Annotated in this window: 15 protein-coding genes; 9 read left to right on the top strand and 6 right to left on the bottom strand. The window is 66.0% G+C overall.

Annotated features, from left to right (window positions below; translation table 11 throughout):
- Positions 1-4: 4 nt before the first annotated feature.
- Together M2320_RS04925 and M2320_RS04930 are read right to left on the bottom strand one after the other, a co-directional pair.
- A complete protein-coding gene (locus tag M2320_RS04925) occupies positions 5-661 on the bottom strand; it encodes a DsbA family protein (RefSeq protein WP_264596312.1) in 657 nt (218 codons plus the stop codon).
- 74 nt (positions 662-735) lie between these two features.
- Positions 736-1,701, bottom strand: a complete 966-nt coding sequence (locus M2320_RS04930; protein ID WP_264596313.1) for a KpsF/GutQ family sugar-phosphate isomerase — start codon at positions 1,699-1,701, stop codon at positions 736-738.
- 150 nt (positions 1,702-1,851) lie between these two features.
- Here M2320_RS04930 and M2320_RS04935 point away from each other — a divergent pair, with 150 nt between their 5' ends.
- Positions 1,852-2,205 carry an MmcQ/YjbR family DNA-binding protein gene (locus M2320_RS04935; RefSeq protein WP_184429449.1) on the top strand — a complete coding sequence of 118 codons (354 nt, stop codon included), beginning with the start codon at positions 1,852-1,854 and terminating at the stop codon, positions 2,203-2,205.
- Between the two features lie 15 nt (positions 2,206-2,220).
- On the opposite strand, the gene M2320_RS04940 is transcribed toward M2320_RS04935, so the two are convergent.
- Positions 2,221-2,688 carry a ferritin family protein gene (locus tag M2320_RS04940; RefSeq protein ID WP_264596314.1) on the bottom strand — a complete coding sequence of 156 codons (468 nt, stop codon included), beginning with the start codon at positions 2,686-2,688 and terminating at the stop codon, positions 2,221-2,223.
- Between the two features lie 192 nt (positions 2,689-2,880).
- Here M2320_RS04940 and M2320_RS04945 point away from each other — a divergent pair, with 192 nt between their 5' ends.
- On the top strand, positions 2,881-3,084 hold the full coding sequence (locus tag M2320_RS04945; protein ID WP_184429447.1) for a hypothetical protein: 204 nt from the start codon (positions 2,881-2,883) through the stop codon (positions 3,082-3,084).
- Here the strand turns inward: M2320_RS04945 and M2320_RS04950 are convergent.
- A complete protein-coding gene (locus tag M2320_RS04950) occupies positions 3,081-4,193 on the bottom strand; it encodes a hypothetical protein (RefSeq protein WP_264596315.1) in 1,113 nt (370 codons plus the stop codon). The genes M2320_RS04945 and M2320_RS04950 overlap by 4 nt on opposite strands.
- Positions 4,190-4,804, bottom strand: a complete 615-nt coding sequence (locus M2320_RS04955) for a L,D-transpeptidase (protein ID WP_264596316.1) — start codon at positions 4,802-4,804, stop codon at positions 4,190-4,192. Before M2320_RS04955 ends, M2320_RS04950 begins: the two co-directional genes overlap by 4 nt.
- A 266-nt stretch (positions 4,805-5,070) precedes the next feature.
- On the opposite strand from M2320_RS04955, the gene rimP reads away from it, so the two are divergent.
- The 6 genes from rimP to truB all read left to right on the top strand — a co-directional run bounded on the left by rimP (position 5,071) and on the right by truB (position 12,408).
- Complete coding sequence (gene rimP / locus M2320_RS04960; RefSeq protein WP_264596317.1) at positions 5,071-5,862, top strand: ribosome maturation factor RimP; 792 nt, start codon at positions 5,071-5,073, stop codon at positions 5,860-5,862.
- Positions 5,863-5,892: 30 nt separating this feature from the next.
- Positions 5,893-7,491, top strand: a complete 1,599-nt coding sequence (gene nusA / locus M2320_RS04965) for a transcription termination factor NusA (protein ID WP_184429443.1) — start codon at positions 5,893-5,895, stop codon at positions 7,489-7,491.
- 10 nt (positions 7,492-7,501) lie between these two features.
- Entirely contained in the window at positions 7,502-8,221 is a 720-nt protein-coding gene (locus M2320_RS04970) for an RNA-binding protein (RefSeq protein ID WP_264596318.1), read from the top strand.
- On the top strand, positions 8,218-10,917 hold the full coding sequence (gene infB / locus M2320_RS04975) for a translation initiation factor IF-2 (protein WP_264596389.1): 2,700 nt from the start codon (positions 8,218-8,220) through the stop codon (positions 10,915-10,917). The genes M2320_RS04970 and infB overlap by 4 nt, the downstream gene beginning before the upstream one ends.
- A 172-nt stretch (positions 10,918-11,089) precedes the next feature.
- Positions 11,090-11,506 carry a 30S ribosome-binding factor RbfA gene (gene rbfA / locus M2320_RS04980; protein WP_184429440.1) on the top strand — a complete coding sequence of 139 codons (417 nt, stop codon included), beginning with the start codon at positions 11,090-11,092 and terminating at the stop codon, positions 11,504-11,506.
- Positions 11,503-12,408, top strand: coding sequence for a tRNA pseudouridine(55) synthase TruB (gene truB, locus M2320_RS04985; protein ID WP_184429439.1), 906 nt, complete (start codon positions 11,503-11,505; stop codon positions 12,406-12,408). The genes rbfA and truB overlap by 4 nt, the downstream gene beginning before the upstream one ends.
- Positions 12,409-12,540: 132 nt before the next feature.
- Here truB and M2320_RS04990 read toward each other — a convergent pair whose 3' ends face one another.
- Positions 12,541-13,731 carry a PQQ-dependent sugar dehydrogenase gene (locus M2320_RS04990; RefSeq protein WP_264596319.1) on the bottom strand — a complete coding sequence of 397 codons (1,191 nt, stop codon included), beginning with the start codon at positions 13,729-13,731 and terminating at the stop codon, positions 12,541-12,543.
- 171 nt (positions 13,732-13,902) lie between these two features.
- Between M2320_RS04990 and M2320_RS04995 the strand changes: the two genes are divergently transcribed.
- On the top strand, positions 13,903-14,289 hold the full coding sequence (locus tag M2320_RS04995) for a helix-turn-helix domain-containing protein (RefSeq protein ID WP_264596320.1): 387 nt from the start codon (positions 13,903-13,905) through the stop codon (positions 14,287-14,289).
- Positions 14,290-14,337 lie beyond the last annotated feature (48 nt).

The raw sequence follows: 14,337 nt of genomic DNA on the forward strand, positions 1-14,337 counted from the left end.
ATCCTTACTTGAAATAGGGAGCGAGCAGGGCGTCGAGGTCGCCAGGCGGGATTTCGCCCGGATGCTTGTCGCCATTGATGAAGAAAGTGGGCGTCGCGGTGATGCCGAAATTATTTTGCGCATTGGTGCGCACGGCGTCGATCTTCTTGAACAGGGCTTCGTCGTTCAGGCAGGCCTCGAAAGCGGACTGGCTCATGCCGGTCTGCTTCAAGGTCGCGGCCAGCGCCTCCAGCGGGTTCTTGCCGAAAGCCCAGCCGCGCTGGCTCTGGAACAGCAATTCGACCACGGCTTCGCGCTTGTCGCCGGAGCAGCGCGCCAGCATGGCGGCGGCGGCCGCCAGCGGATCGAGCGGGAATTCGCGCAGCACGAAGCGGACCTTGCCCTTGTCGATATAGTCGGCCTTGAGCTTGGGCAGGGTTTCCAGGGTGAAATTGGCGCAATGCGAACAGGTCATCGAGGCATATTCGATGATCGTCACGGGCGCCTTGGGGTCGCCGAGCCAGAGATCGGGCAGGGCCTGCGGCGCCATCAGCTGATCCACCGGAATTTTTGTCGGGCCGTCGTCCTTCGCCGCAAAAGCGGGCGCAACAGAGAGCGCGGCGGCGACGGCTGCGGTGGCGAGAAACGCGCGGCGGTTCAGGCCGAGGCGAAAAGACGGCATGGGGAAGTCCTGCGAGAAAAAGCGTCGAGACTATATAGACGGGGCGGCCGCCGCGCGAAAGCCCCGGCGCGCCTTCACGCCACGCCGGAGCGCAGGAGGTCGTGGATGTGCAGAATCCCCACGGGCTTGCCGGCGTCGAGGATGAACAGGACGGTGATTTTCCGCCGGTTCATGAATTCCAGCGCGGCGGAGGCGAGCGAGCCCAGCTGCGCGGTGCGCGGCCCGCGGGTCATGATGTCGGACGGCCGCTTGTTCTGCATGTCCGGCCCCCAGTGGCGGCGCAGGTCGCCGTCGGTGATGATGCCGGTCAGCGCGCCGGAGGCGTCGATCAGGCCGACGCAGCCGAACCTTTTGCCGGTCATGGCGAGAATCACCTCGCTCATCGCGGCGGTTTCCGGCAGCAGCGGCATGTCGTCGCCGCCATGCATGAGGTCGTCCACCTTGTGCAGCCGCGCCCCAAGTTTTCCGCCGGGATGAAAAACCCGGAAATCGCGGGCGGTAAAACCGCGATCCTCGATCAGGGCGACGGCCAGCGCGTCGCCGAGCACCAATTGGATGGTGGTCGAGGTGGTCGGCGCGAGTCCGTTCGGACAGGCTTCCTCCACCTGCGGCAGCAGCAGCAGCACATCGGCGGCGCGGCCGAGCGCGCTGTCGCGCTTGGAGGTGCCGGCGATCAGCGGCACCGCGAATCGCTTGGAATATTCGATGAGATCGGCGAGCTCCGCGGTCTCGCCCGACCAGGAAAACGCCAGCAGCACGTCGTCCTGGGTGACCATGCCGAGATCGCCATGGCTGGCTTCCGCCGCATGGAGAAAAAAGGCGGGCGTGCCGGTGGAGGCGAGCGTCGCCGCCACTTTGCGCCCGATATGGCCGGATTTGCCCATGCCGGACACGACCACCCGCCCGCGCGCGTTGCGGATGAGCTCGATCGCCTGCGCCAGCGCCTTGCCCAGCTCGCCGTCGAGCGCCGCGCGCAGCTGCGCCATGCCCTTGGTTTCGATCTCGACGCTCTTCCGCGCGGCTTCCAGTGCGACCCGCATCATGCCATCCTTTGCTCGCGGCGATTGGCGCCCGTCAGGCGAAAGGCCTCGGCCGACAGGCTCAGCTTTCTGTTTTGGCGCGTTTCTTTGCACGCATCCGCTTCGCCGCGAATTCGCTCTAAACCATAGGCTCGAACTCGGCAAATCCACATGACCCATGACGAATGCAACGCCTATTGCGCGCAACTGCCCGCCGCGACCCATGTCGTGCAATGGGGCGGCGCGCAGGTGTGGAAGGTGGGTGGAAAAGTCTTTTGCATCGGCGGCGGCGAGGCGGAAGCGCCGGCCTATTCGTTCAAGGTCAGCGACATCGGCTTCGCCGTCCTGCCGGAAAAGCAAGGCTTCCGGCCCGCGCCCTATCTCGCCTCGCGCGGCCTGAAATGGATACAGGCCGACGGATTCGTCGTCGATGGCGGCGAGTTGCGCGAGCTGATCGCCTGTTCGCACAAACTGGTCGTCGCCGGACTGACGCGCCGGGCGAGACGCGCATTGGGACTGGAGTAAAGGGCGGGCGCCGCGTCAGTTCTTCTTGAAAGTGGTGTCGACGACCTTGTCCAACTCCTTCTGGTGCTTTTCTTCCTGCGCCTTGATTTCGTTGAAATGGTTGGCGAGCGAGGTTTCGCCGCGCGCGGCGGCCTCGGTGGCGAGGCGCGTGTAGAGCTTGATGTCGTCGTCGCCTTCGCCGTCGATCGCCGCCTTCAAATTGTCGCTGTCGTCGCGCACCAGGCCGTAAAGAGCGGACCAGCGCAAGAAATGGCCATATTCGATATTGGCGTTCTTCGCCAGGAGATCGGCGAGTTCCGTCTTCCCCGCCTTGCGGGCGTGTTCGGCGAACAGCTTGTACTTGGCCGAGGCGAAGGCTTCATTGTGCATGGCCTCGCGCAGGGCTTCCCGCCCTTCGGGGCTGAGCTGTTCGGCGCGGGCGGGGCCGCCGGCCAGAGCGGCCGCCAGTCCGGCAACAACGATCCATGTCTTCAAATGGCGCATTGGTCTCTCCCTCGCGTCGGCCGCCGGGGCGATCTTGCTCCTTGCAGCGAACGATGCGGCGCCAGTCTGGCCTGTGCGCGCGAGCTTGACCATGACTCAAGTCATGCGGGGGGCCGCAAGTCACGTCGCCTTTTTGCCTTGACCCGGAGCGCGTTTGTCTTACTGCAAGGCTTGCAAGAGGGAGGCCCGCCCATGGCGTCGGAATGGATCAAGCTGACCGATCGGGACAATGGCGAGCCGATCTTCGTCAATATGGAGAAGGCGCTGACGGTGCAGCGCGGCAACAAATGCTCGTGGATCTGGTTTCCCACCGGCGTCGGCGAGGAGTCCACGCTGGAAGTGGTGGAGACGCCCGAGCAGATTTTTGAGCTGCTGAAGCAGACCCGGCGCCGCTAAAACTTTGCTCTGACGCCGCCGTCCTCGCCAAACACTTGGGAAAAGCGGGAGAGCGCGACCCAGGCGCCGTAGCGTTGCAGCACGTGATAGACGGCGTTCCACGAGGTCGGCTGATCCGGCGGGGCCTTGCCCTGGGCGAGCCAGGCATCGGCGGCTTCGGGCGTCATCACCGGAAAGCGCGGGCGCTTGGGCGCGGACCGTTCGGAAATATCGGCGAGATAGGCCGCCGTGTCGAACCGCAGGATTTGTTGAACCCGCTCCGCCGAAAACAAAATGCCGGAATTGTAGACCAGCGACGCCGTGACGAATTGCTCGTCGAGCGGCAGGCCGGCGAGCGAGGGGCGGTTTTCCGCGCGCAATTTCTGCTCGGCGAGGTCTTTTTCGTAGAAATACATCACCGCCGTGCCGAGCGCCGATTCGGAAAAACTCATGGAATCGCGCTGCACGTCGCCCATGCCGCCGAGTTTCGAGCCGAAGGCGGCGTCGATCCGCTCGACCAGCCCGGGATAGCGCACGAAGCCGATGCGGTAATCGTCGAGGCCGACGCCCTTGACGGGATGGATGTGCTCGATCTCAGAAAAATGCGTCGTCAGCAGCAGCGCGCCGCCCTCGGCGATCTGGGTGACGGCGATTTCCTTGGGCGTCACGCGGATGGAAAGTCCGCGTTCCCCGGCATAGGCGTTGAGAATCGGCGCAACCTTGGCGCTGACCCGCAGAAGTTCCGTCTCATAGGCGGCGGTGGCGCCCTTCTGATCGGAAAAGCCGAAATAGAGTTTTGGCGCCACGCCGGAATTGCGGAATGTCTCGATTCGAAAGGATTCGTAGCGGATCGCGGTGCGCTCCAGCAGGTTCGCGTCGAACGCCACCCCCTCCTGTTTCGACAGGGTTTTGCGGGCGAGATTTTCCGCAAGCGCCCGGCAATAGCCCGGCGTCCACAGAGGATTGATCGTCTTCAACTCGGCCTGGAGCGCGCGCTCGGCGCCCTCCGCCGCGGCGGCGTCGACGGCGACCTGTCTCAGCGCGCCCAAGGCTTCTTCGCAGGGCGCGGCGGAAGCCGCTCCCGCCAGCAGGCAGGCGAGCCCGATCAGGACCGGCTTCAGGCGGATCAATGGCTTGCGCGCGCCCTGGTTTGGGCGGCGGCGGGCTCGCTCGGCGCCGCCATGGCGAAGCCGAAGATTGTGGCCGGAGCGGGCATGTTCTGCGCCACCCGCGTCGGCGCCCGCTGCGGCGCGGCGGCGACCGGGGTCCGGCTCACCGGCTCCGCCGAGTCCGGCTCGACGGCGCGGGCATAGCTGGCGTTCGAGGGCGAGCCGACGATGTGGATGGTCGCGCCTTCCCTTTGCACCAGCGCATAGAGCGTCGCGGCGTTGGCTGGCGAGATGCGCACGCAGCCATGCGAGGCGGGCCGTCCGAGATTGGCGAGATCGTACGTGCCATGGATGGCGAAGCCGCCGTGGAAGAAGATCGAGTGCGGCATCGGCGAATTGTGATATTTTTTCGAGTAATGCATGGTTTGCAGGCTTTGCACGCCATAGGTGCCCTGCGGGGTGACATAGCCGCCGCGCGCCGAGGACACCGGCCAGGAATAGGAGGCGTTCGCGCCATTGACCGTCATGGTCTGCGTCGACAGGTCGACGGTGATCTGCACCCTCGCCTCGCACGCGGCGGGGGCCGCGATCAGCGCCATGGAAAAAGCAACCGCCGCGAAGCCGTGACGCATGGAAGAGCCTCAAATGTTGAAAGAATAGCAGGAGAAGACGCGCGAAACCTTAGCCGTGAGACCCTTAACCAGCCATTTCGTTCCCGCAGCCGGTTGCATTTTTCACCCGGTCTGTGGCGGGCCGGCGACATGCCTCCGTCTTGCGCGCCGGTCGGGATTGCTGTATACGCTCGCTCAGTCAACATCTTCGTCACGGCCTTCGGGCCATGCGGGAGTGGGGCCCTGGCGGGACCCGCTCTTTTTTGTTTTACCCGGCTGGATCACACTTGAACGACACACCCCAGGACAGGACTTTGGACGACACGCCTTCGGACGACCGGCTTTTTGCAGCGCCGCTCGACGAACCCCGCCTCGTCGAGGAGAGCGGGCAGGCCGCCCGCATCGCCCATGTGGCCGATCGCGTGCTGAAGTCCATGGATTTCCGTCTGGTTCGCGTGAAGATCATGGCCAATCCCGGCATGATCGTGCAGATCATGGCCGAGCGTCCCGATGGCACCCTGACCATCGACGAATGCGAGGAAATCCACGACGCGCTGTCGCCGGTGCTCGATATCGAGGACATCGTCTCCGCGGCGCATCGCCTCGAAATTTCCTCCGCCGGCATCGACCGTCCGCTGGTGCGCGTCTCCGACTTCCGCCGTTCCCTGGGCATGGAGGCGCGCGTCGAACTCGCCCGCCCCCACGAGAGCGGCCGGAAACGGTTTCGCGGCTTGATCCAGGACATTGAAGGCGAAGGTAAAGACGCCATATTGACCCTGCGCCGCGACGACGCCGGCCCGGACGAGGAGAAGACGCCGCGCCTGCGCCTGGGCGACCTCGACGAGGCCAAGCTGATCCTCACCGAAGCGCTCATTCGCGACTCTTTGCGCGCCGCCAAGGAGGCGATCAAGGGCGGCGAGGAAGAAGGCGACGACACCTCCCCTGAGGCGCCCGAAAAGCCCGAGCGCGGCCCCGGCCGTTTCTCCGCCAAGGCGCCCAAGGCCAAGCCCAAGCTGCCTGCCGGCATAAGGGCGCAGTTCAAGAAAGGCGGCGGCGCCCCGCGTCGCCCAAAAAATTAAATCCTAGAACGGATTCAACAGGAGATACCCATGGCCGTCAGCGCCAACAGGCTCGAACTCTTGCAGATCGCCGACGCGGTCGCGCGCGACAAGTCGATTGATCGCGGCATCGTGCTCGCCTCGATGGAGGAGGCGATGGCCAAGGCGGCGCGTTCGCGCTACGGCCAGGAGACCGAGATTCGGGTCGAGATCGACCCGCGCACCGGCGAGACGCGCTTTTCGCGGCTGATGCTGGTGGTCGATCAGGTCGAGAACGATTCCACGCAGATTTCCCTGGTCGACGCCCGCAAGCGCAATCCGGCGGCCGAGGTCGGCGACTGGATTTCCGACCGTCTGCCGCCGCTCGACTTTGGCCGCATCGCGGCGCAATCGGCCAAGCAGGTGATTGTGCAGAAGGTGCGCGAGGCCGAGCGCGACCGCCAGTATGACGAATTCAAGGATCGCATCGGCGAGATCATCAATGGCGCGGTGAAGCGCGTCGAATATGGCAATGTGATCGTCGATCTCGGCCGCGCCGAGGCGATCATCCGCCGCGACGAGATGATTCCGCGCGAAATGTTCCGCCCCGGCGACCGCGTCCGCGCCTATGTCTATGACGTGCGCCGCGAGCAGCGCGGCCCGCAGATTTTCCTGTCGCGCACCCATCCGCAGTTCATGGCCAAACTGTTCATGCAGGAAGTGCCGGAAATCTATGATGGCGTGATCGAGGTGAAATCGGTCGCCCGCGACCCCGGCTCCCGCGCCAAGATCGCCGTGACCTCGCGCGATTCCTCCATCGATCCTGTCGGCGCCTGCGTCGGTATGCGCGGCTCGCGCGTGCAGGCCGTGGTCAACGAGCTGCAGGGCGAAAAGATCGACATCATTCCCTGGTCCATCGACGCGGCGACCTTCATCGTCAACGCCTTGCAGCCGGCGGAAGTGGTCAAGGTCGTGCTCGACGAGGATTCCTCGCGCATTGAAGTCGTGGTGCCGGATGACCAATTGTCGCTGGCCATCGGCCGCCGCGGCCAGAACGTGCGTCTCGCCTCGCAGCTGACCGGCTGGGACATCGACATTCTCACCGAGGCCGAAGAATCCGAGCGCCGCCAGAAGGAATTCATCGAGCGCACGCAAATCTTCATGAACGCGCTCGACGTCGACGAAGTGGTCGGCCAGTTGCTCGCCTCCGAAGGTTTTCGGAATGTCGAGGAATTGGCTTATGTCGATCCTTCGGAAGTCGCGAACATCGAAGGTTTTGACGGCGAATTCGCGGAAGAGATTCAAAACCGCGCCCGCGACTATCTCGCCCGGCTCGAAGCCGAGCAGGACGCCCGCCGCAAGGAATTGGGCGTCGCCGACGAATTGCGCGAGATCGAGGGCGTGACCACGGCCATCATGGTCAAGCTGGGCGAGAACGACGTGAAGACGATCGAGGACCTCGCGGGCTGCGCCACCGACGATCTCGTGGGCTGGACGGAAAAGCGCAATGGCGAGACCGTGAAGGAAACCGGTTTCCTCGACGGGCTCGACATCAGCCGCGACGAGGCCGAAGCGATTGTCATGCGGGCGCGCGTCAAGGCCGGCTGGGTCGAGGAAGATGAGCTGAACCAAGTTGAGCTAACGCAAGGCGAAAGCCCGGCGGAAGCGTAAGGGGTAGGGATTGGCGAAGCGGCGCGGCGAAATTTTCGAAGCGGACGACGAGGAGCGCGGGCCGGAACGCACGTGCGCCGTCACGCGCGAGAAGGCAACGCCGGAGGCGATGCTGCGTTTTGTGCTCGGGCCCGACCATCAGGTCACGCCCGACATCAAGCGCAAGCTGCCCGGCCGCGGCGTCTGGGTCGGCCTGTCGCGACAACGCGTCGCACAGGCGGTGAAGAAGCAGGTTTTTTCCCGCGGCCTGAAGGACAAGGCCGTGGCGGCGCCGGATTTGCCGGAGCTGGTGGAGGAGTTGTTGCGGCGCGACGCCTTGCAGGCGCTGTCGCTGGCCAACAAGGCGGGGCTGGTGACCACCGGCTTCGTCAAGGTGGAGAAGGCGATCGAAGCCGGAGACGTCGGCGCGCTCGTTCATGCGCGCGACGGCGCCGCGGACGGCAAGCGCAAGTTGGGCCAGGCCTTGCGCCGGAGATACGGCCCCGAGGGCAAGCCGGAGATCGGCCTGTTCTCGAACGACGAGATCGGCGCGGCGCTTGGCCGCGACCATGTGGTGCACGCCGCGTTGGGAAATGGCGCGGCGACGAAGGTTTTGCTCGCCTCCTGCCGCAGACTTGCGGTATATCGCGGCGACGAAAAAGCGGACGGCCCCGCAGGCGGGGAAATTTTGATGGCGGATGAGACCGACGCCGCCGGGGATATTAGCTCTTGGGACGCACGAACGATATGAACGACACCAACAATTCCGGCGAAAAACCTGCGAGCAAGACGCTGTCGCTGAAGCGCCCGCCCGAACAGGGCACGGTCCGGCAGAGCTTTTCGCACGGCCGGACGAAGACGGTCGTCGTCGAGCACGTGAAGCGCCGCCCGCACGAGGCTCCCAAGGCGCCCGCGCCCGCCGCTCCCGCCGCGCCAACCCCATCGGCCGCTCCTCCCGCCGCTCCGGCCCCCGCCGCGCGCAGCCCGCAAAAGCCGACCTCGCCGCGTCCGCAGACCGGCGTGGTGCTGCGCACCCTCACCGACGACGAGCGCGACGCCCGCGCCCGCGCGCTGACCGACGCGCGCCAGCGCGAGGAGGAGGATCGCCGCCGCCAGGAGGCCGACGCCAAGGCCCGCGCCGAGCGCGAGAGCCGCGAAAAGGCTGAGCGCGAGGCCGCCGAGGCGCGCAAGCGCGAGGAGGAGACCCGTCTCGCCCGCGAGGCCGAGGCCAAGCGCCGCGCCGAGGACGAAGCCCGTCGCCGCCTGCAGCCCGCCGGCGCCCCGGCGCCCGCGCCGCAGCCGGAGAAGGAGCCGACGGTCACCTTCGCCCCGACCAAGGGCAGCCGTCCCCAACAGATCGTGTTCAACACGCCGAAGCCGCCGCCCGCGCCCACGCCGGCGGCGACCCCGGCCGCGCAGCCGGCCGCCGCCTCTGCGGCGCCGGCGCAGACGACCGCCGCCGCTCCGGCGTCGCTGACGCCGCGCCCGCTGCGGCCGATGAGCGCGCCCAAGCTTGCCGTTCCCGCGCCGAAACCGACGCGCGGCGCGGAAAAGCAGCGCGGCCGCCTCACCGTCACCAGCGCCACCGCCAGCGCCGATGGCGAGGAGCGCACACGCTCGGTCGCGGCCTTCCGCCGCCGCACCCAGCGCATGAAGGGCGTGGTGGAGCAGAAAGAGCGCTTGTCCCGAGAAGTCGTCCTGCCGGAAACCATCACCATCCAGGAACTCGCCAACCGCATGTCGGAACGCGGCGTGGATGTGATCAAGCTGCTGATGCGCCAGGGTCAGATGCACAAGATCACCGACGTGATCGACGCTGACACCGCCGAGCTGATCGCCACCGAACTGGGCCACACCGTCAAGCGCGTCGCCGAATCCGACGTGGAAGAGGGCCTGTTCGACATGCCCGACGCCGAGGAGGCGCTGGAGTCGCGTCCGCCGGTCGTCACCATCATGGGCCACGTCGACCACGGCAAGACCTCGCTGCTCGACGCCATTCGCCAGGCCAATGTGGTCTCGGGCGAAGCCGGCGGCATCACCCAGCACATCGGCGCCTATCAGGTGACCTCGCCGCTGGGCGGAAAAATCACCTTCATCGACACCCCCGGCCACGCCGCCTTCACGGCGATGCGCGCCCGCGGCGCCAAGGTCACCGACATTGTCGTGCTGGTCGTGGCGGCCGATGACGGCGTCATGCCGCAGACGGTGGAGGCCATCAGCCACGCGAAGGCGGCGGGCGTGCCGCTGATCGTCGCCATCAACAAGATCGACAAGCCCGACGCCAAGCCGGAGCGCGTGCGCACCGAGCTGCTGCAATATGAGGTGCAGGTCGAAAGCCTCGGCGGCGACACGCTCGAAGTCGAAGTCTCCGCCAAGCAGAAGCTGAATCTCGACAAGCTGCTGGAGGCCATCACCCTCCAGGCCGAAGTTCTGGATCTCAAGGCCAATCCCGAGCGCGCCGCTGAAGGCACGGTCATCGAGGCCCGCCTCGACCGCGGCCGCGGCCCGGTCGCGACGGTTCTCGTGCAACGCGGAACGCTGTCGGTCGGCAACATCATCGTCGCCGGCTCGCAATGGGGCCGCGTGCGCGCGCTGATCGACGACCAGGGGGCGAATTGCGTTCATGCCGGTCCGTCGTTCCCGGCCGAGGTGCTCGGCTTCAACGGCGCCCCGGAAGCGGGCGACCGCGTTGCGGTGGTCGAATCCGAAGCCCGCGCCCGCGAAATCACCGAATATCGCGACCGCCAGAAGCGCGAGCAGGCGGCGGTGCGCGGAACGGGCGCCCGCTCCTCGCTGGTCGACATGATGAGCCAGCTCAAGGCGACCGCCGGCCGCAAGGAAGTGCCGCTGGTCATCAAGGGCGACGTGCAGGGTTCGGTCGAAGCCATTGCGGCGGCGCTGGAGAAACTCGGCACCGACGAAGTCGCGGCGCGCATCCTGCACGCCGGCGTCGGCGGCATCACCGAATCCGACATCACCCTGGCCGAGGCGTCGAACGCCGTGGTCATCGGCTTCAATGTCCGCGCCCACAAGGAGGCCCGCGAGGCCTCCGAGCGGCTCGGCATCGAAATCCGCTACTACAACATCATCTACAACCTCGTGGATGACATCAAGGCGGCGATGTCCGGCCTGCTCGCGCCCACGCTGCGCGAGACCATGCTCGGCAATGCGTCGATCCTGGAAGTGTTCACCATTACCAAGGTCGGCAAGGTCGCGGGCTGCCGCGTCACCGACGGCACGATGGAGCGCGGCCAGCACGTTCGCCTGATCCGCGACAATGTCGTGGTGCACGAAGGCAAGCTCTCGACCCTCAAGCGCTTCAAGGACGAAGTGTCCGTGGTGCAGCCGGGCCAGGAATGCGGCATGGCCTTCGAGAACTACCAGGACATGCGTCCAGGCGATGTGATCGAGTGCTACCGCGTCGAAGAGATCAAGCGCACGCTTTGATGATCGCGCCGTCCCGCAGCGCATGATCCCAAAAGTCATGCGATGAAGAGGGCGGCGCCCCCGCGCAAGCCGGTTGGGCGTTGAATGCACGGCAGCGGCCTTCGCGCGCCGCCGTGCCGCGCCTACGCGCAAAACGGTCGCCGCGCCGCGCGGCCTTTCAATGAGGCGAACAATGTCCAGGGTCCATCAAAAGGGCGGCGAACCGAGCCAGCGCATGCTGCGCGTCGCCGAACTGATCCGCCACGCCGTGGCGCAACTTCTTTCGCGCGGCGAAATCAACGATCCCGATCTCGACGGCATTGTCGTGACCGTGCCTTCGGTCAAGATGAGTCCCGATCTGAAGCTCGCGACCATTTATGTCCTGCCGATGGGCGGCCAGGGCCGCGACACGATCGTCGGCGTGCTCGACCGCCACAAGAAATTTTTGCGGGGCGAGATCGCGCACCAGGTCAATCTCAAATATGCGCCGGACATCCGTTTCCGGGTCGATGAGAGTTTCGACAACGCCGAACGCATCGACGCGCTGCTGCATTCGCCCAAGGTGGCGCAGGATCTGGCGCCCCCCAGAGACGAGGAGGGCGGCGAATGAGCGCGCCGCGTTCGAAGCGCGTCGAGGTCAACGGCTGGGTCATCCTCGACAAGCCGGTCGGCCTGACCTCCACCCAGGCCGTGTCCAAGCTCAAATGGCTGTTCAACGCCAAAAAGGCGGGCCATGCCGGCACGCTGGATCCGCTGGCTTCGGGCATTCTGCCGGTCGCCTTCGGCGAGGCCACCAAGACCGTGCCCTTTGTCCAGGACGGCGAAAAAGCCTATCGGTTCACCGTGCGCTGGGGGATCGAAACCGATTCCGACGACGCCGAGGGCCAGGCGACGCAAACGAGCGACCTGCGGCCCGAGACCGCCGACATCGAACGCCTGCTGCCCGGGTTCACCGGCGAGATCATGCAGGTCCCGCCCGCCTATTCCGCCATCAAAATCAATGGCGAGCGCGCCTATGACCTCGCCCGCGACGGCGAGAAGGTGGATATCGCGCCGCGCCCGGTGACGATCCACAGCCTGCGCCTCGTCGATGGCGACCGCGACCATGCCGTGCTCGAAGCCGAATGCGGCAAGGGGACCTATGTGCGCGCCATCGCCCGCGACCTCGGCCGGGCGCTCGGCTGTTTCGGTCATGTGGTGGCGCTGCGGCGCACCCGCGTCGGCCCCTTCTTCGAAGCCGATTCCGCGCCGCTGGCGTCGCTGCTTGACGCGCCGGAACATGCGCACGAGGACATGCTGTCCGTCGAGGCTGGCCTGTCCGAACTGCCCTGCATCGTCCTCGACCGCAATGGCGCGGCGCGCATTCGCCGGGGCCAATCGGTGATTCTGCGCGGTCGCGACGCGCCTGCGGAGGGGCCGGCCTATGCGGTGTGCTCAGGCGTTCCGGTCGCCTCGGGTCTGGTCGAGGGCGGCGAATTCATGCCGAACAGGGTTTTCAACCTGCCATTCTGACGGCGCGTCTCCCTCTCCCCGCCATGGCGGGGAGAGGGTTGGGGTGAGGGGCAGGGGCGCCATCCTCGACGTCGTCAGGAAAGCCTGTGTTTCGAGGTTTCCTGACGACATTAAAGCCAACGCCCCAGCCCCTCACCCCCCGCCCTCTCCCCGCAAGCGGGGCGAGGGAGTTGATCGCTCACCTTCATACGAAATCCTGTAAACCGCTCCGTTCTGGTCGTCGGACACCAGCAAATCCCCGTCGGGCGTCTGCGCGACATCGACGGGGCGGCCGAGATAGGGGCCGCGTCCGGTGTTCCACCCTTCCGCAAAGGGGATGGAGTTTTCGGCCTTGCCCTCTTTGATCGGCGTGAACATCACCCGCGCGCCCACGGGGACGCTGCGGTCCCAAGACCCGTGCTGCGCGGAAAAAATCCCCCGCCACTGCGCCGGAAATTTGCCGCCGCGATAAAAAATCATGCCGAGGTCGGCGGCATGCGCCACTTCCTCCACTTCCGGAAAGACGACGTCCGGCGGCGGCGTCGAATTCTCCCATTGGCGGGTGCGGATGTGGCCGCCGCCGTACCAGGGAAAGCCGAAGTGTAAGCCCGGTTTCGGCGCCCGGTTGAGTTCGCCCGGCGGAATGTCGTCGCCCATGCTGTCCACCTGGTTGTCGGTGAACCACAGCGCGCCATCGGCGGGGTCGAAGTCGAGGCCGACGCTGTTGCGAATGCCCCGGGCGAAAATCTCCCGCCCGGACCCGTCGGCGTTCATCCGCCAGATCGCGCCCAGACCCCATTTTTCGTGGAACTCTTCGCGCGACGGCTTGGGAACGTTGGTGGGCTGGCCGATGGCGACATAGAGCTTTCCGTCCGGTCCGAACCGGCACACGCGCGCCGCGTGGATGAGGCTCTTTTCGCCGGCCGGTTGCAGGCCGCCCTCCGGAACCACGTCTTGCGGGCGCGTCTCGTCCCACCCTCCCGCGCTGGGCGCGAAACGGCGGATGCGGTTGAATTCGGAGATATATAGCGCGCCGTCCGGGGCGAAGCAGGGACCGTTCGGCGCCTTAAACGTCACGCCGGGCGCGAAGCGACGGGCGTGACCGGCCTCTGGTCCGGACAGCGGAATGCGATAGACGGCGTCGTCCATGGTTCCGACGATCACGTCCCGCCCGTCAGGCGCAACCGCCATGGCGCGGGCGCCGGGCGCCAGCGCGAAGAGTTTGATGCCAAAGCCCGGGGGCAGGGCGATCCGGCCGAGAGTCGCCGCGATGTCTTCCGCCGCCGCGGTCGGACCGGCGGCGAGAACAAAGGCGAGGAAGAGGATTCGCGCCGATGGGGTCATGGAGTCACGAGGCTCGTTCCGGCAGAAGGGAGAAACGCGCTGCGCCACTTTCGCGCAGCAATTGCATGAGAAAAAATTGTGTTTCCCCATGGTAATATGGTTTGCGGCTCTGTTAAACTGCCGTTTCTTTTCCAACCTTTGTTTGACCGTTTCCCCATGGCGGACGTCGACATGCAGATATCGGCAACAGATTCCATCGTCGGTCGACGATTGCGCATCTATCGGGTGGCGAAGGGGTACGACTTGGCGACCCTGAGCGCGGCGCTCAATGTCGATGTCGCAACGCTCGAAAATTATGAGAACGGCCTGGAGCGCATTCCGCCCCGCGCCCTGCGCGCCGCCGCGGACGCGCTCAACGTGTCCCTGCACGCTTTTTTCGATCCGAACCCGGCCAAGATCGTGCGCGACGCCCCGCCGGAACAGCCGGAAGGGCCGGAGGAGGGCGTCGGCGACATTTTCGAGGTGATCGAACTGCTCGAGCATTTTTCCAAGGTCAAGGACAAGACCTTGCGCGCCGAGATCCTGAAATTCGTCGCCTTCCTCGCAGGACCCGCCTGACCCGCCGGATTGACGCGGCCGCCCCCCGTTCCCATGTGAAGCGCAGCC

The organism is Rhodoblastus acidophilus, from assembly GCF_025961575.1.
In the GTDB taxonomy this organism is placed as follows: Bacteria; Pseudomonadota; Alphaproteobacteria; order Rhizobiales; family Beijerinckiaceae; genus Rhodoblastus; species Rhodoblastus acidophilus_C.

Bases quoted from the DNA above. Each gene is read 5' to 3' on its own strand.
- M2320_RS04925 (WP_264596312.1), bottom strand. From the start codon at position 661: ATGCCGTCTTTTCGCCTCGGCCTGAACCGCCGCGCGTTTCTCGCCACC.
- M2320_RS04930 (WP_264596313.1), bottom strand. From the start codon at position 1,701: ATGCGGGTCGCACTGGAAGCCGCGCGGAAGAGCGTCGAGATCGAAACC.
- M2320_RS04935 (WP_184429449.1), top strand. From the start codon at position 1,852: ATGACCCATGACGAATGCAACGCCTATTGCGCGCAACTGCCCGCCGCG.
- M2320_RS04940 (WP_264596314.1), bottom strand. From the start codon at position 2,688: ATGCGCCATTTGAAGACATGGATCGTTGTTGCCGGACTGGCGGCCGCT.
- M2320_RS04945 (WP_184429447.1), top strand. From the start codon at position 2,881: ATGGCGTCGGAATGGATCAAGCTGACCGATCGGGACAATGGCGAGCCG.
- M2320_RS04955 (WP_264596316.1), bottom strand. From the start codon at position 4,804: ATGCGTCACGGCTTCGCGGCGGTTGCTTTTTCCATGGCGCTGATCGCG.
- nusA (WP_184429443.1), top strand. From the start codon at position 5,893: ATGGCCGTCAGCGCCAACAGGCTCGAACTCTTGCAGATCGCCGACGCG.
- infB (WP_264596389.1), top strand. From the start codon at position 8,218: ATGAACGACACCAACAATTCCGGCGAAAAACCTGCGAGCAAGACGCTG.
- rbfA (WP_184429440.1), top strand. From the start codon at position 11,090: ATGTCCAGGGTCCATCAAAAGGGCGGCGAACCGAGCCAGCGCATGCTG.
- truB (WP_184429439.1), top strand. From the start codon at position 11,503: ATGAGCGCGCCGCGTTCGAAGCGCGTCGAGGTCAACGGCTGGGTCATC.
- M2320_RS04990 (WP_264596319.1), bottom strand. From the start codon at position 13,731: ATGACCCCATCGGCGCGAATCCTCTTCCTCGCCTTTGTTCTCGCCGCC.
- M2320_RS04995 (WP_264596320.1), top strand. From the start codon at position 13,903: ATGCAGATATCGGCAACAGATTCCATCGTCGGTCGACGATTGCGCATC.